Here is a 21,134-nt window from a genome sequence, read left to right as displayed (position 1 = left end):
TTGGCTGAGCTGGCTGAGCTGGCTGGGTCGACTGGGTCGACTGGGTCGACTACAGGGCGGCGTCCTGCCTCACGGCAGGTTCAAGGTCAGGGCCGACTGGAGCAGACCCGGCTGGGTCCAGGCCGAGCGGGTGCCCGCGTAGGCGGTGCCGAACGGGCTGGTGCCGAGCAGGAGTTGCTGCTGGGTGCCCTCGGGGGCGGTCACCGGGATCTTGACGCCGCCGGGAGCGGTCACCGTGACCTTGTTCCCGACCCGGTACGCCGTGACGCTGCCGTTGTCGACGGCGGTGCGCCAGGCGGCGCGGCGCTGGAACTCGGTCCCGATGGCGCTCTGGGAGAGGTTCTGCACGGGCGTGTTGTCGGCGAACAGGGCGCGGTAGTCGTCCAGGACCGTGTCCAGCACCGGGTAGAGGATGCGGTCCTCGGCCAGGTTGGACTGGTGGACGTAGTGCGGGCGCGGGTCGTTGGCGATGATGTGGGAGAGGGCGATCCGGGCCTCCTGGGGGACGATGTAGTCGTCGTACCCGGTGGGCACGTCCAGGGGCTCGGGCAGGCAGGTGGAGGCCGGGTTGGTCGCGCAGACGCCGCTGCCGCCGTCCGCGGTGGAGGTGTAGATCCAGTTGTACTCGTCGGCCATCTCCGCCTTGGTGCCCGTGTTGTAGTACACGTTCATCGGGTGGCGGGGCACGGTCAGGGCGTTGCCGACGGCGCGCTGGGCGGGCTCGCGGGAGTTGTCCGAGGCGAGCCAGGTGATCCCCGTGTCGGCCAGGGCGCCCGCGAGGTTCGGGTTGTCGTCGGGCTGCTGCGGGGTGGTGCGCAGTCCGGAGTGCTCACCGGTGACGAGTTCCGCGCGGGTGACCGGGAGGCCCTTGGCGAGGGCCCAGTTGTGGTTGTCGCGGATCTCGGCGGCGATGTCCGCGCGGCTCACGTACCGCGTGCTGCCGTCGGCGTTCTTGGCGCAGCTCCAGGGCACGGTCGAGGTGTCCTGGACGCAGCCGAGGAAGGGGTGGGTGTAGGTGTGGTTGATCCAGCGGTACTGGTTCTTGTCGGCGAGCAGCCGGTCGGTGAGGGCGTCGGTGCCGCCGTTCTCGGCCTTCCACTCCTCGCCGGAGCCCGCGTTGAAGACCAGGTCCAGGGTGAAGCCCTGGTTCTGCTGCCACTGGGCGGCGTACACCGCGTCGGCGGCGGTCATCCGGATCGGTTCGGTGCCCTCGCCGTCGCCGCCGACGCAGTCGAAGTCGCCGGGCGTGCAGTTGCGTACGGTGTCCCAGCGGCCGTCGGAGGCGAACACGTCGTCCACGTGCACGGCGAAGTAGTTGCGCTCCTGGCCGAGGTGGACGCCCTGGGTGAGCCACTCGACGATGCCCCGGGCGAGCAGCCGGAACTGCCGCTGGTGCTCGTTGTAGGCGAAGGTGACGACCAGTTCGCGCCGTCCGTCGTGGGCGTACTCGCCGAGCAGGCTGGCGCGGTCGGCGGAGCCGGGCACGGGGATGTCGACATAGCTGGTGTAGCCGGTGCGCGGGCGGGCCGCGAAGCCGTAGCTCTCGCTCACCGCGGGCGCGTTGTCCTCGAAGGCGAGGGGGCCGTCGAGATAGCCGAACGGGCCGGCCTTCCCGGCGGTGGTGACGCTCGCCGCCACCCCGTCGAGGGTGCCCGCGAAACCGCCCTGGTCGGTGTAGTCGAGGCCCACGCCCGGGTGCGCCCAGGTGTAGGCGTCGACCTGCGGGATGCCGTACGTCCGCTCGTAGGTCTCCAGGGCGGTCTGCTCCGCGGAACCGGCGCCGAAGGGGGCCTCGTTCGGCGCCACCACGCCCTGGTACTTGGCGCGCGGGACCCCGCCCACCGTGTCGCTGAGGAACGCGGCGTCCACCACCGGCCGGTTCGGATCCCCGAGATCCACCGTGGTGTACGGAATGCCCGTGTTCTCCAGTTGATCGGTGATGGCCTGGACCGGGCTGTCGCCGTTGTCCACCACCAGCACCTTGAGATCGATCCGCGGCTGCGGGTCGGCCGCCGCGACCGGCGCCGTCACCCCCAGCGTGGTCAGTGCGGTGACCGCCACGACGGCGGCCGTGATTCTCCATCCGTGCGCGCTGCGCGCCATCAGGTCTGCCCCTCCCCCAAGAAAACCCCCGTGCCGGTCCCCCGTGCCAAGTCCCCCTGCCGGGCCCGCCGTACGGAGACCGCACCCGGACCCTCGGGGGCCCCGAGTACACAATCCCCCGAACAAGATCCCCCATCTGCTCAAGAGATGGAGGACCAGTGAAAATCATGCAAACCGGCGGGCTCCGGACCCGCCGGAACGGCAGGAGTGTGACCCGGATCACCGCACCATGGGATCGCGAATTGGCCACGGCGCCACCGGCGGGTGAACACCCGCAGTAATGAGCGAACGCAGCGACGCGCGTAGGCTCGTCCCGGATATGTGCCGAGCTGGTGCGGACACCCGGTCGAGACCGCACCCTCAAGCCGGTTTCGGCCGCAGCCCGCACCGGCTGCCCCGGGCCCGGCCGGCCCACACCGTTCGGCCGCGGAAACTTCACACCGGAAGCGAGATTTCACCACCGTGACTGCTCTCACTCTCAGCACCTCCGGGGCGCCCGCCCTGCGGAGCGACGCGATCGTCATCGGCGTCGCCCAGGGCGCGAAGGGCCCCGTCGTCGCGGCCGGCGCCGAGGCCGTCGACCAGGCGTACGACGGCCGGCTCGCCGGAGTCCTGGAGACCCTCGGCGCCTCGGGTGCCGAGGGCGAGGTGACCAAGCTGCCCGCGCCCGCCGGCTTCAAGGCGCCGCTGGTGCTCGCCGTCGGCCTGGGCGCCGAGCCCGCCAAGGACGCCGGATACAGCGGGGAGGCGCTGCGCCGCGCCGCCGGTGCCGCCGCGCGGGCGCTCGCCGGGTCCAGGAAGGCGGGCTTCGCGCTGCCGCTGGCGGACGCCGCCGACGCCGGGGCGGTCGCCGAGGGCGCCCTGCTCGGGGCGTACGCCTTCGACGCCTACAAGGAGAACGGCCAGGGCGCCAAGAACGGCAAGGACAGCAAGGACGGCAAGGACGGCAAGGCCAAGAACGGCAAGGCGCCGCTCGCCGAGGTGGCCCTGCTCGGCGGCAAGCCCCGCGACAAGGCGTACAAGGCCGCCGTGGAGCGGGCCGCGGCGGTCTCCGAGGAGCTGAACCGCGCCCGTGACCTGATCAACACCCCGCCGAACGACCTCGACCCCGAGGCGTTCGCCGCGGTCGCCTCCGCCGCGGGCAAGGAGCACGGCATCAAGGTGCAGGTGCTCGACGAGAAGGCGCTCGCCAAGGGCGGCTACGGCGGCATCCTGGGCGTCGGCGCCGGGTCGGCGGCGGCTCCCCGGCTGGTCAAGCTGTCGTACACGCACCCCAAGGCGGGCAAGCACCTGGCGTTCGTCGGCAAGGGCATCACCTACGACTCGGGCGGCATCTCGCTGAAGCCGGCCGGTCACAACGAGACGATGAAGTGCGACATGAGCGGGGCGGCGGCGGTGTTCGCCGCGGTGGTCGCCGCCGCGCGGCTCGGGCTGAAGGTGAATGTCACCGGCTGGCTGGCGCTGGCCGAGAACATGCCGTCCGGCTCGGCGACCCGCCCCGGTGACGTGCTGCGGATGTACAGCGGCAAGACGGTGGAGGTGCTCAACACCGACGCCGAGGGCCGGCTGGTGCTGGCCGACGCGCTGTGGGCGGCCTCCCAGGAGAAGCCGGACGCGATCGTGGACGTGGCGACGCTGACCGGCGCGATGGTGCTGGCGCTGGGCAACCGGACGTTCGGTGTGATGGCCAACGACGACGCGTTCCGCTCCGCGATCGTGGAGGCGGCGGAGGAGGTCGGCGAGGAGTCCTGGCCGATGCCGCTGCCGGAGCATCTGCGCAAGGGGATGGACTCGCCCACGGCCGACATCGCGAACATGGGTGAGCGGATGGGGGGTGGGCTGGTGGCCGGGCTGTTCCTGCGGGAGTTCGTGGGTGAGGGGATCACGTGGGCGCACCTCGACATCGCGGGGCCGGCGTTCAATGAGTCCGGGCCGTTCGGGTACACGCCGAAGGGGGGCACGGGGTCGTCGGTGCGGACGCTGGTTCGGCTGGCGGAGCTGACGGCTTCGGGTGATCTGGGCTGATATTCGCCTAATAGCTCGGTTCGTCCCGTTCTATGGCGAGTGCGGACCGTGGTCGGCTGGTCGCGCAGTTCCTCCCCCAGAGGGGGTACCCCCAGCGCCCCTGGTAGGTCACCTGGACGGCGGGGCGATGGTGTGGTGACTCACACCATCGCCCCGCGTCTCGTCCGGGCGGGACAAGTGCGAAGATGGGCGGCGGCAGGACAGGGCCCCATCCCAGGGCCGAAGGCAAAAAGCGGCCGGACACCAGCCGCCGACCGGTCACCGGAGACCGGCGTGGCGCACATGCATGGAGGACGTGACGTGGCGAACGACGCCAGCACCGTTTTCGACCTAGTGATCCTCGGCGGTGGCAGCGGTGGGTACGCCGCGGCCCTGCGCGGGGCTCAGCTGGGCCTGGACGTCGCCCTGATCGAGAAGGACAAGGTCGGCGGTACCTGCCTGCACCGGGGTTGCATCCCCACCAAGGCCCTGCTGCACGCGGGCGAGATCGCCGACCAGGCTCGGGAGAGCGAGCAGTTCGGCGTCAAGACCAGCTTCGAGGGCATCGACGTAGCCGGTGTCCACAAGTACAAGGACGATGTCGTCTCGGGCCTGTACAAGGGCCTCCAGGGGCTGATCGCGTCCCGCAAGGTGACGTACATCGAGGGCGCGGGCCGGCTGTCCTCGCCGACCTCCGTCGATGTGAACGGACAGCGCGTCCAGGGCCGCCATGTGCTGCTCGCCACCGGCTCCGTGCCGAAGTCGCTGCCCGGTCTGGAGATCGACGGCAACCGGATCATCTCCTCGGACCACGCGCTGGTCCTGGACCGGGTCCCGAAGTCCGCGATCGTGCTCGGCGGCGGGGTCATCGGCGTCGAGTTCGCCTCCGCCTGGAAGTCCTTCGGCACCGATGTCACGGTGATCGAGGGCCTCAAGCACCTGGTCCCCGTCGAGGACGAGAACTCCTCGAAGCTGCTGGAGCGCGCGTTCCGCAAGCGGGGCATCAAGTTCAACCTCGGCACCTTCTTCTCGAAGGCCGAGTACACCGCCGACGGCGTCAAGGTGACCCTGGCCGACGGCAAGGAGTTCGAGGCCGAGGTGCTGCTCGTCGCCGTCGGCCGCGGCCCGGTCTCCCAGGGCCTGGGCTACGAGGAGGCCGGGGTCGCCATGGACCGCGGCTATGTCCTCGCGGACGAGTACATGCGGACGAACGTCCCGACCATCTCCGCCGTCGGCGACCTGGTGCCCACGCTCCAGCTCGCGCACGTCGGCTTCGCGGAGGGCATCCTGGTCGCGGAGCGGCTCGCCGGTCTGAAGGTCGTCCCGATCGACTACGACGGTGTGCCTCGGGTGACGTACTGCCACCCGGAGGTAGCCTCCGTCGGGATCACCGAGGCCAAGGCCAAGGAGATCTACGGCGCGGACAAGGTCGTCGCGCTGAAGTACAACCTGGCGGGCAACGGCAAGAGCAAGATCCTGAAGACCGCGGGCGAGATCAAGCTCGTCCAGGTCAAGGACGGTGCGGTGGTCGGTGTGCACATGGTCGGCGACCGTATGGGCGAGCAGGTCGGCGAGGCCCAGCTGATCTACAACTGGGAGGCGCTGCCCGCCGAGGTGGCCCAGCTCATCCACGCCCACCCGACGCAGAACGAGGCGCTCGGCGAGGCCCACCTGGCACTGGCCGGCAAGCCGCTGCACGCACACGACTGATCAGCCCTCGGGCGCGACGACACAGACTTCCGCAATTTCGTTAGGAGCAACCGAAACCATGGCGGTTTCCGTAACCCTTCCGGCGCTCGGTGAGAGCGTCACCGAGGGCACTGTCACCCGCTGGCTGAAGGCCGAGGGCGAGCGCGTCGAGGCCGACGAGCCGCTGCTCGAAGTGTCCACCGACAAGGTCGACACCGAGATCCCCTCGCCCGCCTCCGGTGTCCTCGCCTCCATCAAGGTGGCCGAGGACGAGACGGTCGAGGTCGGCGCCGAGCTGGCCCTGATCGACGACGGCTCGGGCGCCCCGGCCCCGGCCCCCGCGCCGGTGGCCGAACCGGCGCCGGTCGCCGAGGCCCCCGCCGCACCGCCCGCCCCGCCCGCCCCGGCGCCGGTCGCCGAGGCCCCTGCCGCCCCGGCTCCCGCGGCCCCGGCCGCGCCCGCCGCTCCGGTGGCCCCCGCCGGTGCCGCCTCCGGTACCGATGTGGTGCTGCCCGCGCTCGGCGAGTCCGTCACCGAGGGCACGGTCACCCGCTGGCTGAAGGCCGTCGGCGACACCGTCACGGCCGACGAGCCCCTCCTTGAGGTCTCGACGGACAAGGTCGACACCGAGATCCCGGCGCCCACCTCGGGCACGCTGCTGGAGATCGTGGTCGCCGAGGACGAGACGGCCGAGGTCGGCGCCAAGCTGGCGGTCATCGGCGAGGCGGGCGCGGCCCCGGCCGCAGCCCCCGCCCCGGCTGTCCCGGCCCCGGCGCCGGTCGCCGAGGCCCCCGCCGCCCCGGCTGTCCCGGCCCCGGCGCCGGTCGCCGAGGCCCCCGCCGCCCCGCCCGCCCCGGCTCCGGCACCCCCGGCTCCGGCTCCGGTCCAGCCCGCCGCCCCGGTGGCCCCGGCTCCGGTGGCCCAGGCTCCGGCGCCGGTCGCGCCCGCCGCCCCGGCCCCCGCGCCGGTCGCGCCCGTGACCCCGGCTCCCGCCCCGGCGCCCGCCGCCGGTGCGACCGACGAGGGCGCCTATGTCACCCCGCTGGTGCGCAAGCTCGCCGCCGAGAACGGGGTCGACCTGGGCGCCGTCAGGGGCACCGGTGTCGGCGGCCGTATCCGCAAGCAGGACGTGCTGGCCGCGGCAGAGGCGGCGAAGGCCGCCGCCGCTGCCCCGGCTCCGTCCGCCGCCGCGCCCGCCCCGGCCGCCCGCAAGAGCGCGCCGGTACTGGAGGTCTCGCCGCTGCGTGGCCAGACCGTGAAGATGCCTCGCATCCGCAAGCTCATCGGCGACAACATGGTCAGGGCGCTGCACGAGCAGGCGCAGCTGTCCTCGGTGGTCGAGGTCGATGTCACCCGGCTGATGCGGCTGCGGGCGCAGGCGAAGGACTCCTTCGCGGCGCGTGAGGGCGTCAAGCTCTCCCCGATGCCGTTCTTCGTGAAGGCGGCGGCCCAGGCGCTGAAGGCCCACCCGGTCATCAACGCCCGGATCAACGTCGACGAGGGCACGATCACCTACTTCGACACCGAGCACGTGGGTATCGCGGTGGACTCCGAGAAGGGCCTGATGACCCCGGTCATCAAGTACGCCGGTGACTTGAACATCGCCGGTATCGCCAAGGCCACGGCGGACCTCGCGGCCAAGGTGCGGGGCAACAAGATCACGCCGGACGAGCTGGCCGGCGGGACCTTCACGATCTCCAACACGGGCTCGCGCGGCGCGCTGTTCGACACGATCATCGTGCCGCCCGGCCAGGTCGCGATCCTCGGGATCGGCGCCACGGTCAAGCGCCCGGCGGTCATCGAGACGGAGGAGGGCACGGTCATCGGCGTCCGCGACATGACGTACCTGACCCTGTCCTACGACCACCGCCTGGTCGACGGCGCCGACGCGGCCCGCTACCTGACCGCCGTCAAGGCGATCCTGGAGGCCGGCGAGTTCGAGGTCGAACTCGGCCTGTAAGCAACACCGCCAACATGAGCGATGCCCTCACCCGTAATCCCCGGGCGGGGGCATCGCCCTTTTCTTGGGGGCGCGGGGAACTGCGCGAGTCTTTGGGCGCCGCGAGGAACCACGCAAGCCTTCCAGGGCCCCGAGGTACCACGGACCTTCGGGGGCGCGGGGAACTGCGCGACCAGCCACAACCCCACCCGCACCCGCCACCCCATGAGAAACCCCCCACCCCCCAAGGCGCAAAAACCCCGTGTAACCCTGATCTCACCTGCACGAAAGCACCCCTCCTCGCCACCCCAGCGGAGCGCTCCCGCCGTATTGTCTAAACGTCAAACGTTAAGGAGCTCTCATGACCGCGCCCGTCATCCACTCGCTGCGCGAACAGATCCGCGAGCACATCCTCGAGGGGATCATCAGCGGACGCTGGCAGCCGGGCGAGCGGATCGTGGAGCGGCGGATCGCCACGGAGCTGGAGGTCAGCCAGACCCCGGTGCGCGAGGCACTGCGCGAGCTGGAGTCCCTGCGCCTGATCGAGTCCGCGCCGAACAAGGGCGTACGGGTGCGCAACCTGACCGCCGCCGACCTGGAGGAGAGCTACCCCGTCCGGGCCGGTCTCGAGGCCATCGCCGCTGAGCTGGCCGCCGACCGGCTGGCCGGTGACTGCTCCGCCCTGGAACCGCATGTCACCGCCCTGTACGAGGCGGACAGCCACTCGGACGGCACCGCCCAGGTGCGGCACACCGTCGGCTTCCACCGCGAGCTGGTCCGGGCCGCCGGGAACTCGGTGCTGCTGCACACCTGGGAGGGGCTCGGCATCGAGGTCTTCACGGCGCTGTCCATCCGCTGGCTGGGCACGGTCCAGCAGTCGTACGCGGAGGAGCACGAGGAGCTGGTGGACGCGTTCCGGCGCCGGGACCCGCGGATCGCGGAGATCGTGAAGGCGCATGTGCTGGGCTGCGCCCCGCGCACCAGCCCGGAATGACCTCCGCGCACCAACCCGGAGTGACCCTCAGGGACCGCCCCCTCCCCCCCCGATCGAGTGAGCGCCCGTTCGCTCAGACCTCCCCCACCTGCGGAAACTCCTCGAAAAACAATCGAAAACACGGCACCGCGTGCCCGTTCGAATGACACCCCGTGCCCACTTTCTCGTAATCAAGAAGTTTTGCCCCTGAACCCTTTGATCGATCATCGATCAGGGAGTTAGAGTCACGCTGGGCTTCCACCAGAGCCTCACGCCCTGTCCTGCCAAAGACCAAGGGCACCCCCGAACCCTTACCGATGAGGGAACCCCCTTCGACTGAGGAAGGCGGCGACATGACCGACCCCTACGCCATCCAGCCGAGCGCGCTCGACCAGCTCCCCGACCGGGACCCGGAGGAGACCGCCGAGTGGCAGGCTTCGCTGGACGCCGTCGCCAAGGCTGCCGGCCCGCACCGTGCGGCCTACCTGATGCGCCGCACCCTGGAGCGCGCGGAGGGCGCCGGCATCGCACTGCCGAAGCTCCTCGAAACGGACTACGTCAACACCATCCCCACGCCCACCGAGCCGAACGTGCCCGGTGACGAGGCGCTGGAGGCCCGGATCACCGCCTGGAACCGCTGGAACGCGGCGGCGATGGTGAGCCGGGGCAGCAAGTACGGCGTCGGCGGCCACATCGCCACCTTCGCCTCCGCGGCCTGGCTCTACGAGACCGGCTTCAATCACTTCTTCCACGGGAAGGAGGGCGACGGCTCCGGCGACCAGCTCTACATCCAGGGCCACGCCTCCCCCGGGATCTACGCCCGCGCCTTCCTCGACGGCCGGCTCTCCGAGCAGCACCTCGACCACTTCCGCCAGGAGTCGGGCGGCAGCGGTCTGCCGTCCTACCCGCACCCGCGGCGGCTGCCCTGGCTGTGGGAGTTCCCCACGGTGAGCATGGGCCTCGGCCCGCTCTCCGCGATCTACCAGGCACGCTTCAACCGCTATCTCACGAACCGCGCCATCAAGGACGTCTCGGCGTCGCACGTATGGGCGTTCCTCGGCGACGGCGAGATGGACGAGCCGGAGTCCACGGCGGCGCTCGCGCTGGCGGCCCGTGAGGAGCTGGACAACCTCACCTTCGTCATCAACTGCAACCTCCAGCGCCTCGACGGCCCGGTCCGCGCCAACTTCAAGATCGTGCAGGAGCTGGAGGCCCAGTTCCGCGGCGCCGGCTGGAATGTGATCAAGACGCTGTGGGGCACCGCCTGGGACGAGCTGTTCGCGCTCGACACCACGGGCGCGCTGGTCCGCCGGCTGCGTGAGGTGCCGGACGCCCAGGTGCAGACGTACCAGACGCGGGACGCGGCCTACATCCGGCAGGACTTCTTCGGCAAGGACCCGGCGCTCGTGGAGCTGGCGAAGCTGCTGAGCGACGACAAGATCCTGGAGTGCTTCCACCTCTCCCGCGGCGGCCACGAGGCCCGCAAGGTGTACGCGGCCTACAAGGCGGCGGTGGAGTTCAAGGGCGCGCCGACGGTGATCCTGGCGCAGACCGTCAAGGGCCACACCCTGGGCTCCGGCTTCGCGTCGAAGAACGCCAACCACCAGATGAAGAAGCTGTCGGTGGACGAGTTCAAGGCGATGCGGGACCTGCTGGAGCTGCCGATCCCGGACTCCGCCTTCGCCGACGGCCAGGTGCCCTACGGCCACCCGGGCGCCGACTCCCCCGAGGTGCGCTACCTCCAGGAGCGCCGCGCGGCCCTCGGCGGCCCGGCCCCGGCTCGCCGTACGCATCCGCTGGCCCCGCTGCCCGCCCCCGCCGAGAAGGCGTTCGCCTCCTTCGACAAGGGCTCGGGCACCCAGAACGTGGCGACCACCATGGCCTTCGTCCGGCTGGTGAAGGACCTGGTGCGGGACAAGGAGACCGGGAAGCGCTGGGTGCCGATCGTGCCCGACGAGGCCCGCACCTTCGGCATGGAGTCGCTGTTCCCGTCGCTCGGGATCTACTCCCCCAAGGGCCAGACGTACGAGCCGGTCGACCGTGACCAGCTGATGTACTACAAGGAGGCCACGAACGGGCAGATCCTCAACGAGGGGATCACCGAGGCCGGTTCGATGGCCGACTTCATCGCCGCGTCCAGCGCGTACGCCACGCACGGCGAGCCGATGATCCCGTTCTACATCTTCTACTCGATGTTCGGCTGGCAGCGCACGGCCGACCAGATGTGGCAGCTCGGCGACCAGCTCGGCCGCGGCTTCCTGGTCGGCGCCACCGCGGGCCGTACGACGCTGACCGGCGAGGGCCTCCAGCACGCCGACGGCCACTCCCCGCTGATCGCCTCCACCAACCCGGCGGCGCTCTCCTACGACCCCGCGTTCGCCTACGAGATCGCGGTGATCGTCCGGGACGGTCTGCGCCGGATGTACGGCGAGGCGGCGCCCGGCGAGGACCAGGACGTCTTCTACTACCTGACGGTCTACAACGAGCCGCTGCCGCAGCCCGCGAAGCCCGCCGGGCTCGGTATCGACGAGGGCATCGTCAAGGGCCTGTACCGCTTCAACACGGCGGAGTCGGCGGGGCTGAACGTGGCGGCCGTCAGCGGCCCCCGCATCCAGCTGCTCGGCTCCGGTACGGCGATCCACTGGGCGCTGACGGCGCAGAAGCTGCTCGCCGAGGAGTGGGGCGTGGCCGCGGACGTGTGGTCGGCGACCTCCTGGACCGAGCTGCGCCGGGACGCGCTGGAGGCCGACGCGGCGCTGCTGCGCGGCGAGGAGCGGGTGCCGTACGTACGCCAGGCGCTCCAGGGCGCCGAGGGCCCGGTGCTGGCGGTGTCCGACTACATGCGCCAGGTGCCCGACCAGATCGCGCAGTGGGTCGAGCAGGACTACACCTCGCTGGGCGCCGACGGCTTCGGTCTGTCCGACACCCGGGACGCGGCCCGCCGCCACTTCGGGGTGGACGCCGAGTCGATCGTGGTGGCCGCGCTGGCCCAGCTGGCCCGCCGTGGCGAGGTCCCGGCGACGGCGGTGAAGGAAGCGCGGGAGCGGTACGGGCTGTAACCAGCCGAGGTACGGGGAAGAAGGGGCACGCCGGTCGGCGCGCCCCTTCTTCCCTTTCCCCTTTCTTCCTTTGTTCTCGCCGCCGCCGTCGCTGTCCGACCCGCCCGGCATCATGGGGGACATGCGTGCTGCCCGGCTCATCAAGATGGTTCTGCTGCTCCAGTCCCGCCCGTCGATGACCGCCGCCGAGCTGGCGCGGGAGCTGGAGGTGTCGGAGCGGACCGTGACCCGGGACGCGCAGGCGCTGTCGGAGGCGGGCGTCCCGGTCTACGCGGACCGCGGCCGCACCGGCGGCTACCGGCTGATCGGCGGCTACCGCACCCGGCTGACGGGGCTGGCCCGCGGCGAGGCCGAGGCGCTGTTCCTGTCGGGCGTGCCGGGCGCGCTGCGTGAGATGGGGCTGGAGGACGCGGCGTCGGCGGCCCGGCTGAAGGTGTCGGCGGCGCTGCTGCCGTCCCTGCGGGACGCCTCGCGTACGGCGGCGCAGCGCTTCCATCTGGACGCGCCGAACTGGTTCAGCGAGCCCCCGACGCCCGCGCTGCTGCCCGCGGTCGCCGACGCGGTCTGGGACGACCGGCCGGTCACCGCCCGCTACCGGCGCGGGGACGGCGAGGTGGAGCGGCTGCTGGAGCCGTACGGGCTGGTGCTGAAGGCCGGGGTCTGGTACCTGTGCGCGCGGGTCGTGGACGGCGGGGACTTCCGGACGTACCGGATCGACCGGTTCTCGGCGGTGGAGCCCGGGGAGAAGCGGTTCAGCCGGGACGAGGGGTTCGATCTGCCGGGTTTCTGGGCGGAGCAGGCGCTGCGGTTCGCCCGTTCGCTGCTGCGCGCGGAGGTCGTCGTCCGGCTGTCGCGGGACGGGCTGCGCAGGCTGCCGCACGCCGTGGACCCGGTGTCCGCGCGGGAGGCGCTGCGGGCGGCGGAGCCGGACGCCCGGGGCTGGGCCACGGTCACGCTGCGGGTCGAGTCCGAGGAGGTCGCCCACACCCAGCTGACGGCGCTTGGCCCGGAGGCGGAGGTGCTGGCCCCGGCGACCCTGCGCAAACGGTTCGCCAAGGACGCCAGACGGCAGGCGGCGCTGTACCGGGCGGGCGCCGGGTGACCGGGCAGAGGGGCGGAGCCGGGGCCGCGGCGGGGCCGCGGGGACGACGATCCGCCGTACTCCGCGTGCGGCGGCCCGGCGCAGGCCCGATGCTGGTGGCGTGATGGACGAGACGGAGTTCTGGGAGCTGGTCGACGCCACCCGGGAGGACGCCGAGGGCGACCCCGAGGAGCAGGCCGATCTGCTGGTCGACCGGCTGCTCCAGCTGGACCCGGACATGGTGCTGGACTTCGCCCGTCACTTCGAGGCCCGCTACAACCGCGCGTACCGCTGGGATCTGTGGGGCGCCGCCTGGGTGCTGCTGGACGGGGTCAGCGACGACGCCTTCGACTTCTTCCGCTGCTGGCTGATCGGCCAGGGCCGCGAGGTGTACGAGGGCGCCCTGCACGACCCGGACGCGCTCGCCGATCTGCTGGACGACTTCGACGAGGAGATCGACGGCGACGGGGAGGAGCTGGGGTACGCGGCGGACGAGGCGTACGAGCAGCTCACCGGCACGGTCGCGCCGGACCTCGGGATCGCCCCGGCGCCCGCCGAGCCGGAGGGCGCCCCGCTGGACTTCGAGAACGAGCGGGTGCTCGCGGAGCGGTATCCACGGCTGTGGGACCGGTTCAAGGAGTAGTCGGGGCGACGGGGCGGAGCAGCAGGCCGGGGTGGACGGGCGGGGTTCCCGGGTCCGTCGTTCCCCGGGCGTCGGGCGAAGCGGTTCCCGGCGCGGGGCGCAGGAGGGCGGCGCCCTGGGGCGGCGTCGGGGACGGGTACGGGGACGAGGGCGTGGCGGACACCGGGGCGCTGGGCACAGCGACCGCTCCCCGCTCGGCCCCCGGTCCCGACTCCTCCGTCGTCGGCTGGTCGAGCCGGAGGCCCGGGGTGGGGGTGCGGCCCTGGAGCCGGGCCGCGCGTTCCCGGATCTCCGGCAGCCGGGCGGTCAGCGCGGCGCCGGGGCAGGTGGTCATATAGCCGTCGTCGTGGCCCGCGACCGCCGGGAACAGCGCGGTGCTGCCTTCGGCGTACCGGCTGAGGCTGTTGCTGGAGGTCAGTCTGACCTGGCCGCGCGGGTCGGCGTCGGCGAGCCCCAGTTTCCAGCCGGTCAGCGCGGCGATGGCGTCGGTCATCACCTGGGGGACCTCGGCGCCCGTGGTGAAGGTGCCGATCGCGGCGATCCCGGCGGTGCGGTGGTTGAAGCCCTGGGTGTGGGCGCCGGTGACGGGCCGGGTGATGCCGCCCGCGCGGCCCTCGTAGATGACGCCGCAGCGGTCGACGAGGAAGTTGTAGCCGATGTCGTCCCAGTCGCGGGCGCCGGTCTGTCCGGCGGACAGCGAGCGGATGATGCCCGGGGTGTCGGCGCAGTCGTAGCCGTTGGGCGAGTCGGTGTGGTGCACGAAGACGGCGACGACCTTGTCGTCGTAGCGCGGTGTGGGCCGTCCGGGGGCTTCGGCCGCCGCCAGCCAGGCGGAGCGGGGCAGGATCGACGGCCGGGGGGCGCCGTGTGCGGCGGGCCGGGCGGCGAGCTTGCGCACGGCCTCGGTGGCGGTGTGCCGGTCGACGCCCGCCGCGCAGAGTCCGAGCACCGTGGCGGCGGCGATCCCGGGCAGACAGGCCAGGGTCAGGACGGCGGCGCGGGGCAGCGGGGCGGACGGGAGCCAGTGGGGGCGCGGGAGGCGGGGCGGGCGGGGGAAGGGCGGGCGCCGGTCGCGGTACCGGCGCACGGCGAGCCGGGCGCGCCGTAGGTCGTCGCGCGAGCGCCGTACGGCGTCCCGGGCACGGCGTGACAGGTCACGGGAGCGCCGCACGACGCCGGGTACGGCGTTGCGCCAGGAGGGGGCACGCATGATCCCACTCTCGGTGCCCGCCGGACGGTCCGCGATGTGTGCTGTGCCACCTGGTGGAACCATCGTCCCGGTCCGCGGCGTTTCCCGCGGTACAGACGGTGTCCGGACGATTCCGGGCGGCGCTGATCACTGAGCCCGCGTCGCGCGTATGGAATGGGTGCGCACGGCCGAGAGAAGGGCGGCATCCGTGGACCTGCTCGACATTCTGCTGCTTGTGGTGATCGTGGTGTACGCGGGCTCGGGGTACCGCAGAGGGCTGGTGGCGGGCTGTGTCTCGCTGGCCGGTTTCGTGGGCGGCGCGGCGATCGGCGTCTGGATTCTCCCGTGGGTGATGGACCTGGTCTCGCCGGGCACGACGGCGGCCACGGTGACCGCGGTGTGTACGGTGCTGGTGCCCGCCGTGGCGGGCCATGAGCTGGCCGGCCGGCTGGCCCTGCGGGTCCGGCACGAACTGGACCGGGGCCCGCTGCGGGTGGCCGACGGGGTGGGCGGCGCGGTCGCCAACTCGGCGGCGGTGCTGATCGTCGCCTGGGTCGCGGCGAGTGTGCTGGCGGCCTCGTCGTCGCCGCTGCTGACCACGGCGATCCGGGACTCCCGGCTGCTGGGCACGGTCCAGGACGTGATGCCGGACACCACCCCGTCCTGGTTCTCGGGGGCCACGTCGGCGCTGGCCGAGGCGGGTTTCCCGCAGGTCTTCAACCCCTTCGAGAACGAGTCGACGGCCGAGGTGGCCGAGCCGTCCGGCGACAGTGTCACGGCGGCGGCCACCCGGGCGGCCCAGCGCAGCTCGGTGAAGGTGGAGGGCGTCGTCGGCGACCAGGGCCGCGAGGGCAGCGGGTTCGTGTACGCGCGGGAGCGGGTGATGACCAACGCCCATGTGGTGGCCGGGATCGACGCCCCGACGGTCCGGGTCGGCGGGGTCGGGCGGGCGTACGAGGCGCGGGTGGTGCTGTTCGACCCGGACAAGGACGTGGCGGTGCTGTACGTGCCGGGGCTGACCGCGCCGGTGCTGTCCTTCGACGACAGCGCGGGGCGCGGGGACGCGGCGGTGGTCGCCGGATATCCGCAGGACGGCGGTCTTGACCTCCAGGCGGCGACGGTGGCGAACCGGGTGGACGCGCGCGGGCAGAACATCTACAGCGACGCGTCGGTGACCCGGGAGATCTACTCGATCCGCTCCACGGTCCGGCCGGGCAACTCCGGCGGCCCGCTGCTGACCACCGACGGCCGGGTGTACGGCGTGGTCTTCGCCCGCTCCACCTCCGACCCGCAGACCGGCTATGTGCTGACGGCGGCGGAGGTCTCACCGGACGCCGAGCGCGCGGCGGACGCGACGACCCCGGTGGACACGGGCCCGCTGGTGACGACGTAGGACGGGGTCGGCGAGGTGCGCTAGGGCAGCGGACGTCCCATCAGCACATCGTCGACGTACGCCCCGTCGAGGTGGAACTCCTCGGGCTGGACGCCCTCCACCACGAACCCCTCGGACGCGTAGAGCGCGCGGGCGGTGGTGTTGTGGCCGAGGACGCGCAGGGTGATCCGGCGGGCGCCCCGCTCGCGCGCCTCCGCCACGGCGGCCCGCACCAGCGCCCGCCCGACGCCGTGTCCCCTGGCCTCCTCGGCGACGGCGAGACCGCGGATCTGCCGGACATGGGTGTTGGAGGCCAGCTCGGTCGGGAAGCCGAGCCGGACATAGCCGACGACCCGTCCGTCGATCTCGGCGACGAAGTGGTCGAGGGGTCCGCTGCGCTTGCCGAAGAAGGGCTGGTCGGCCTCGGGACGCGGGCTCACCGCGTGCAGCGGGGACCAGCTGTCCCGGTCGAGCCGGACGAGCGCGGGTTCGTCGTCCGGCGTGGCATGGCGTATGAGCGGTGCGGGCATGCGGGTCACTGTACGACTCGTACGCCCCACCGGACCCGCGGTTTTCCCACCGCCGTGAGGAGAATGCACGCATGGAGCGCACGGAACGCACGGAGCGCGGGGAACGTCAGCGGGTCGCGGTGGCCGGTGCGTCCGGTCTGATCGGTGGCGCGCTGACCCGCTCGCTGACCGCCGACGGCCACCTGGTGGTACGGCTGGTGCGGCGCGAGCCGCGCGGCGCGGACGAGGTCCGCTGGGACCCCGAGGCGGGCCGGGTCGACGCGGCGGGCCTTGAGGGCTGTACGGCGGTGGTGAACCTGGCCGGTGCCGGGGTGGGCGACCGGCGCTGGACCCCGGCGTACAAGGAGCGGCTGCGCGCGGGCCGGGTCGAGGGCACGAGGGCGCTGGCCGAGGCGGTGGCGGCGCTGGACACCCCGCCCCGGGTGTTCGTCAACGGCAGCGCGATGGGCTACTACGGTCCGACCGGCGACCGTGCGGTGGACGAGAGCGCGCCCGCCGGGACGGGGTTCCTGCCGGAGCTGTGCGTGGCCTGGGAGGGCGCGGCGGCCCCGGCGGCACGGGCCGGGATCCGGACGGTGTTCGTCCGCACGGGTCTGGTGGTGGCCCGGGACGGCGGGGCGTGGGCCCGGCTGTTCCCGCTGTTCAAGGCGGGCCTGGGCGGGCGGCTCGGGGACGGCCGCCAGTACTGGTCGTACATCGCCCTGCACGACGAGGTGGCGGCGATCCGGCACCTCCTGGACCGCGCGGACCTGTCCGGCCCCTTCAACCTCACCGCCCCCGAGCCGCTGACGAACCGTGAGATCACCGCGGCGATGGGCCGGGTGCTGCGCCGTCCGACCCTGTGCGCCGTGCCCGCGCCCGTGCTGCGGGCGGTGCTCGGCGAGATGTCCGGTGACGTCCTGGGCAGCCAGCGGGTGGTGCCGAAGCGGCTGCTGGAGTCGGGGTTCGTGTTCGCGTTCCCGGGCATCGAGGACGCGCTGCGGGCCGCGTTGTAGCGCGCGGGGAGCGGGCGGTGCGGCGCCCGCGGGGGCCGTGCGCCGTACCGACCGCACGGTCTGCCGTATGCCACCTTCGTGCGACCGTGACCCTGTGCGTGCGCGACTGACCGAACGTCAGCCGCTGCCTAACCTCGACCTGAACTCGGGTATTCCCGGCGGCCATGGGGGGCATGAGGTCTCCACCGGCCGAGCGACCTCAGGGAGGGGCACGTGCTTCAGCCCGCGTATCAGGCGGATGTCGTCGTGGTGGGAGCCGGGGTCGCCGGGCTCTCGGCCGCGCACCGACTCACCAGCGCAGGAGTGACGACCGCCGTACTGGAGGCCGCCCCATGGGTCGGTGGCCGCATGGTGACCGAGAAGGTCGACGGGTTCCGGCTGGACCGCATCGGCCAGCTCCTGTCCACCGCGTTCCCGGAGCTGCGCCGCACGCCGGGCCTGGACGGTCTGGTGCTCCGGCCGTTCGCCCCGGGCGTGCTGCTGCACAGCGACGGACGGCTGCACCGGACGGGCACTCCGGCGAGCGTAGGGAGCGCGAGGGGCGCACTTCACGCGGTACGCGCCCTGGCGAGCGCCCCGCCGCTTCCGCGTCCCCCTCAGCTGTCCTGGTCCCAGTCGGCCGCGCCCCGTCCGCTGGGCACCGCCATCGACCACGCCCGGCTGCGCACCGCGCTCGCCCGGCTGGCCTCGACGCCCGTGGAGCGGGTGCTGGCCCGGCCCGAGGCGCCCGCCGGACAGGCCCTCGCCGCCCGTGGGCTGCCCGCCCGCACCATCGACGGCTTTCTGCGTCCGCTGCTGGCCGCGCTGCTGTGCGACCCGGAGCTGACCACGTCAAGCCGGTGCGCGGATCTGGCGCTGCGGGCCTTCGCGGCGGGGCGGCTCTGTCTCCCGGAGGGGGGCGCGGAGGCCCTGCCGGAACTCCTGGCCCGGACCCTCCCCCCGGGCACCCTGCACACCGGGGTACGGGCCACCGCCGTCTCCACGACCTCCGTCACCACGGCGGAACACGGCGAGTTCCGGTGCCGGGCGGTACTGCTGGCGACGGACGCGCGCAGCGCCGCGGAGCTGCTGCCGGGGCTGCGGGTGCCGGACTTCCACCCGGTGACGGTGGTGCACCACACCACCGACGACCCGCCCCGCACCGGGACCGCGCTGCTGCTGGACGCCGACCGGGGCGGCCCGGTGGCGCACACGGCGGTGGTCAGCACGGTGGACCCGACCCGGGCACCGCAGGGCCGGGCACTGGTGTCCTCGACGGTCCTGGGCGCCCCACCGCCCGATCTGGACACCTCGGTACGGTCACACCTCTCCCGCCTGTACGGAGTCTCGACCCGGCGCTGGGAGACCCTGGCGGTGCACCACACCGCGGAGGCCGTCCCGGCGATGCGCGCCCCCCACGATCTGCGCCGCCCGGTCCGGGTGATGGCGGGCCTGTACGTCTGCGGCGACCACCGCGACACGAGCACGGTCCAGGGCGCGCTGCACTCGGGCCGCCGAGCGGCGGCGGCGATCGTCTCCGACCTGTGCGGCCCCCTCCACGCGGCGAACCCGACCCCCACGGCGCGCGCCGCGTAAGAGACACCGGGGGTCGTCATACGGCTGACGGCCGGTGGTGGTTGACCGCGCAGTTCCTCCCCCAGAGGGGGTACCCCCAGCGCCCCTGAGGGAGTGGGTGGTCCGGTCGTCATAGAACTACCGGCCGGTGGGGCTCATCCGCGCAGTTCCCCGCGCCCCTGAGGGGGTGGGTGATGCGGTCGTCATAGAACTACCGGCCGGTGGGGGCTGGTCGCGCAGTTCCCCGCGCCCCTGGGTTGGGAGCCCTCCCCAACACCGACCAGGCACACCCCCTAGGGGCGCGGGGAACTGCGCGACCAGCCACCCACAACCGCCAGCCCTACGACAACCGCACCACCCACCACCCCCCAGGGGCGCTGGGGGTACCCCCTCTGGGGGAGGAACTGCGCGATCAAGCCCCACCGGCCGTCAGCCACACCACAACCCCACCCCCAACCCCCTACCCCAAAGAAGCCACCCGCTCCCGATACCCCCGAACCGGCGCGGCATCCTTATACGGCTCCAACCGCCGCTCGAAGTCCTTCACATACTCCAGCGCCCGAACCGACCGCATCTCCGCCGCCTGCCCCGCCGCCTCCGCCGCCAACTGACACGCCTGGTCCAACTCCCCCAGCCCCAGCCGCGCGGTGGCCAGCACCACCCGGCAGAACAACCGGCTCCGCGCGAACCCGGGCCCCCGCAACTGCAACGCCCGCTCCGCGTGCTGCGCCGCCGCCCGGAACTGCTGAAGATCCCGGTGCGAGTGCCCCAGCTCGTCCGCGAGCTGCCCCTCGTCGAAGAACCGCGCCCACTGCGGCACCTCGTCCCCCGCCCGCGCCGCCTCCAGCGCCCGCTCGGCCCGCACCAGCGACGCCGTACAGGCCCGTACCTCGCCGAGCACCCCGTGCCCCCGTGCCTCCGCCGCGTGCAGCAGCGCCTGCACCACCGGCGGCGCCACCCCGCCGACCCCCTGCTGAGCGACCCGCGCCAACTGCACGGCCTCCCGCCCATGCCCGAGATACACCGCCTGCCGGCTCATGGTGACCAGCACGTACGACCCGTACCCCCGGTCCCCCGCCGCCTGCGCGAGCCGCAGCGCCTGGACGAAGTACCGCTGGGCGAGCCCGTGCGCGGCGATGTCGTACGACGTCCAGCCCGCGAGCCGGGTGAGATCGGCGGCGGCGCTGAACAGCCGGCGCCCGGTCTGCTCGCCGTATGTGCCGCGCAGCATCGGCTCGCACTCGTGTTCCAGATAGCGGACCAGGGCCTGCCGGGCATGACCGCCGCCGTACATGTTGTCCAGCGCGCGGAACAGATCGGCGACCGAGCGGAGCGCGGCGATGTCACCGCCGGTGACCTTGTGGCGGGGACCGCGGTCGGCCTGGGGCCGCTGCTTGGGCACCCCGAGAGCCCCAGGGCTACCAGGACCCCCGGTGCCACCAGGGCCACCAGAGCCACCGAGGCCACCAGGGGCGCCAAGACCACCGGCGCTCCCGGGACGGGCCTGTACCGGGACCCTCGCCGGCGGCTGATCCGCGCGGGCGACCCGGTCGTCCGGCTTGCCGATCAGCCAGTCCCGGCTGGGCACGACCAGCCCCGCCGCCGTGAACGCGATCTTGCGCAGCTCGGCATGGCTGCCGGAGTCCTTGCGCCACAGCCCGCCGACGATGTCGACCGCCTCGTCAGGGCTGCCCGCGAACTCCAGCCCGGCGTAGACCGGCGCACAGGCGTCCAGGCCGAGGTCCTGGGCGGTGAGCCGACGGCCGAGGCGGCGGGTGAAGACCTCGGCGATCAGCGCGGGCGTGGTGCCGCGGGGCTGCTGACCGCGCAGCCAGCGGGTGACGGACGTCTTGTCGTATCTGAGGTCCAGGCCGTGTTCGAGACCGAGCTGGTCCACTCGACGGGCGAGACCTGCGTTGGAGAACCCCGCTTCTGCGATGAGCGCGGCGAGCTGACGGTTGGGGGTGCGCTGCGCGGGTCGATCCGTCATCTGCGGTGCGATC

General features: G+C 72.8%; 13 protein-coding genes and 1 pseudogene. 10 read left to right on the top strand and 4 right to left on the bottom strand.

Annotated features, from left to right (window positions below; genetic code table 11):
- Positions 1-69: 69 nt before the first annotated feature.
- Positions 70-2,103 carry a hypothetical protein gene (locus AB0D49_RS15705; RefSeq protein WP_362757148.1) on the bottom strand — a complete coding sequence of 678 codons (2,034 nt, stop codon included), beginning with the start codon at positions 2,101-2,103 and terminating at the stop codon, positions 70-72.
- 462 nt (positions 2,104-2,565) lie between these two features.
- On the opposite strand from AB0D49_RS15705, the gene AB0D49_RS15700 reads away from it, so the two are divergent.
- From AB0D49_RS15700 to AB0D49_RS15670, 7 genes are all read left to right on the top strand, one after another.
- The gene (locus AB0D49_RS15700) at positions 2,566-4,128 is read left to right on the top strand and encodes a leucyl aminopeptidase (protein ID WP_362757145.1); all 1,563 of its coding nucleotides are present in this window, start codon (positions 2,566-2,568) and stop codon (positions 4,126-4,128) included.
- Between the two features lie 300 nt (positions 4,129-4,428).
- Positions 4,429-5,817 carry a dihydrolipoyl dehydrogenase gene (lpdA, locus tag AB0D49_RS15695; protein ID WP_362757142.1) on the top strand — a complete coding sequence of 463 codons (1,389 nt, stop codon included), beginning with the start codon at positions 4,429-4,431 and terminating at the stop codon, positions 5,815-5,817.
- A 58-nt stretch (positions 5,818-5,875) separates the two neighbouring features.
- Positions 5,876-7,756 carry a 2-oxoglutarate dehydrogenase, E2 component, dihydrolipoamide succinyltransferase gene (sucB, locus tag AB0D49_RS15690; protein ID WP_362757139.1) on the top strand — a complete coding sequence of 627 codons (1,881 nt, stop codon included), beginning with the start codon at positions 5,876-5,878 and terminating at the stop codon, positions 7,754-7,756.
- Between the two features lie 340 nt (positions 7,757-8,096).
- Positions 8,097-8,729 carry a GntR family transcriptional regulator gene (locus AB0D49_RS15685; protein WP_362757136.1) on the top strand — a complete coding sequence of 211 codons (633 nt, stop codon included), beginning with the start codon at positions 8,097-8,099 and terminating at the stop codon, positions 8,727-8,729.
- 332 nt (positions 8,730-9,061) lie between these two features.
- The gene (aceE, locus tag AB0D49_RS15680) at positions 9,062-11,767 is read left to right on the top strand and encodes a pyruvate dehydrogenase (acetyl-transferring), homodimeric type (protein ID WP_362757133.1); all 2,706 of its coding nucleotides are present in this window, start codon (positions 9,062-9,064) and stop codon (positions 11,765-11,767) included.
- Positions 11,768-11,888: 121 nt separating this feature from the next.
- The gene (locus tag AB0D49_RS15675; RefSeq protein ID WP_362757130.1) at positions 11,889-12,869 is read left to right on the top strand and encodes a WYL domain-containing protein; all 981 of its coding nucleotides are present in this window, start codon (positions 11,889-11,891) and stop codon (positions 12,867-12,869) included.
- 103 nt (positions 12,870-12,972) lie between these two features.
- Positions 12,973-13,491, top strand: coding sequence for a DUF4240 domain-containing protein (locus tag AB0D49_RS15670; RefSeq protein ID WP_362757736.1), 519 nt, complete (start codon positions 12,973-12,975; stop codon positions 13,489-13,491).
- Between the two features lie 256 nt (positions 13,492-13,747).
- Here AB0D49_RS15670 and AB0D49_RS15665 read toward each other — a convergent pair.
- Positions 13,748-14,479, bottom strand: a pseudogene (locus AB0D49_RS15665) (peptidoglycan recognition protein); the annotation flags it as partial.
- A gap of 409 nt (positions 14,480-14,888) precedes the next feature.
- Between AB0D49_RS15665 and AB0D49_RS15660 the strand changes: the two are divergent.
- On the top strand, positions 14,889-16,073 hold the full coding sequence (locus AB0D49_RS15660; protein ID WP_362757126.1) for a MarP family serine protease: 1,185 nt from the start codon (positions 14,889-14,891) through the stop codon (positions 16,071-16,073).
- A gap of 20 nt (positions 16,074-16,093) precedes the next feature.
- On the opposite strand, the gene AB0D49_RS15655 is transcribed toward AB0D49_RS15660, so the two are convergent.
- Positions 16,094-16,582 (bottom strand): GNAT family N-acetyltransferase, encoded by a 489-nt coding sequence (locus AB0D49_RS15655; RefSeq protein WP_362757123.1) that lies wholly within the window; start codon positions 16,580-16,582, stop codon positions 16,094-16,096.
- A gap of 71 nt (positions 16,583-16,653) precedes the next feature.
- Here AB0D49_RS15655 and AB0D49_RS15650 point away from each other — a divergent pair, with 71 nt between their 5' ends.
- Both AB0D49_RS15650 and AB0D49_RS15645 read left to right on the top strand, forming a co-directional pair.
- Entirely contained in the window at positions 16,654-17,577 is a 924-nt protein-coding gene (locus AB0D49_RS15650) for a TIGR01777 family oxidoreductase (protein ID WP_362757120.1), read from the top strand.
- A gap of 213 nt (positions 17,578-17,790) precedes the next feature.
- Positions 17,791-19,152 carry an NAD(P)/FAD-dependent oxidoreductase gene (locus tag AB0D49_RS15645; RefSeq protein WP_362757117.1) on the top strand — a complete coding sequence of 454 codons (1,362 nt, stop codon included), beginning with the start codon at positions 17,791-17,793 and terminating at the stop codon, positions 19,150-19,152.
- 439 nt (positions 19,153-19,591) lie between these two features.
- Here AB0D49_RS15645 and AB0D49_RS15640 read toward each other — a convergent pair whose 3' ends face one another.
- On the bottom strand, positions 19,592-21,121 hold the full coding sequence (locus AB0D49_RS15640; RefSeq protein WP_362757114.1) for a regulator: 1,530 nt from the start codon (positions 21,119-21,121) through the stop codon (positions 19,592-19,594).
- Positions 21,122-21,134: the final 13 nt, after the last annotated feature.

This window comes from Streptomyces sp. NPDC048290, from assembly GCF_040652095.1.
Classification (GTDB): Bacteria; Actinomycetota; Actinomycetes; order Streptomycetales; family Streptomycetaceae; genus Streptomyces.
Note: the sequence above shows the minus strand (reverse complement) of the source record. Positions and strands in the feature narration are given on the sequence as shown.

Coding starts and splice junctions, on each gene's coding strand:
- aceE (WP_362757133.1), top strand. CDS start 9,062: ATGACCGACCCCTACGCCATCCAGCCGAGCGCGCTCGACCAGCTCCCC.
- AB0D49_RS15670 (WP_362757736.1), top strand. CDS start 12,973: ATGGACGAGACGGAGTTCTGGGAGCTGGTCGACGCCACCCGGGAGGAC.
- sucB (WP_362757139.1), top strand. CDS start 5,876: ATGGCGGTTTCCGTAACCCTTCCGGCGCTCGGTGAGAGCGTCACCGAG.
- AB0D49_RS15640 (WP_362757114.1), bottom strand. CDS start 21,121: ATGACGGATCGACCCGCGCAGCGCACCCCCAACCGTCAGCTCGCCGCG.
- AB0D49_RS15675 (WP_362757130.1), top strand. CDS start 11,889: ATGCGTGCTGCCCGGCTCATCAAGATGGTTCTGCTGCTCCAGTCCCGC.
- AB0D49_RS15705 (WP_362757148.1), bottom strand. CDS start 2,103: ATGGCGCGCAGCGCGCACGGATGGAGAATCACGGCCGCCGTCGTGGCG.
- AB0D49_RS15655 (WP_362757123.1), bottom strand. CDS start 16,582: ATGCCCGCACCGCTCATACGCCATGCCACGCCGGACGACGAACCCGCG.
- AB0D49_RS15650 (WP_362757120.1), top strand. CDS start 16,654: ATGGAGCGCACGGAACGCACGGAGCGCGGGGAACGTCAGCGGGTCGCG.
- AB0D49_RS15685 (WP_362757136.1), top strand. CDS start 8,097: ATGACCGCGCCCGTCATCCACTCGCTGCGCGAACAGATCCGCGAGCAC.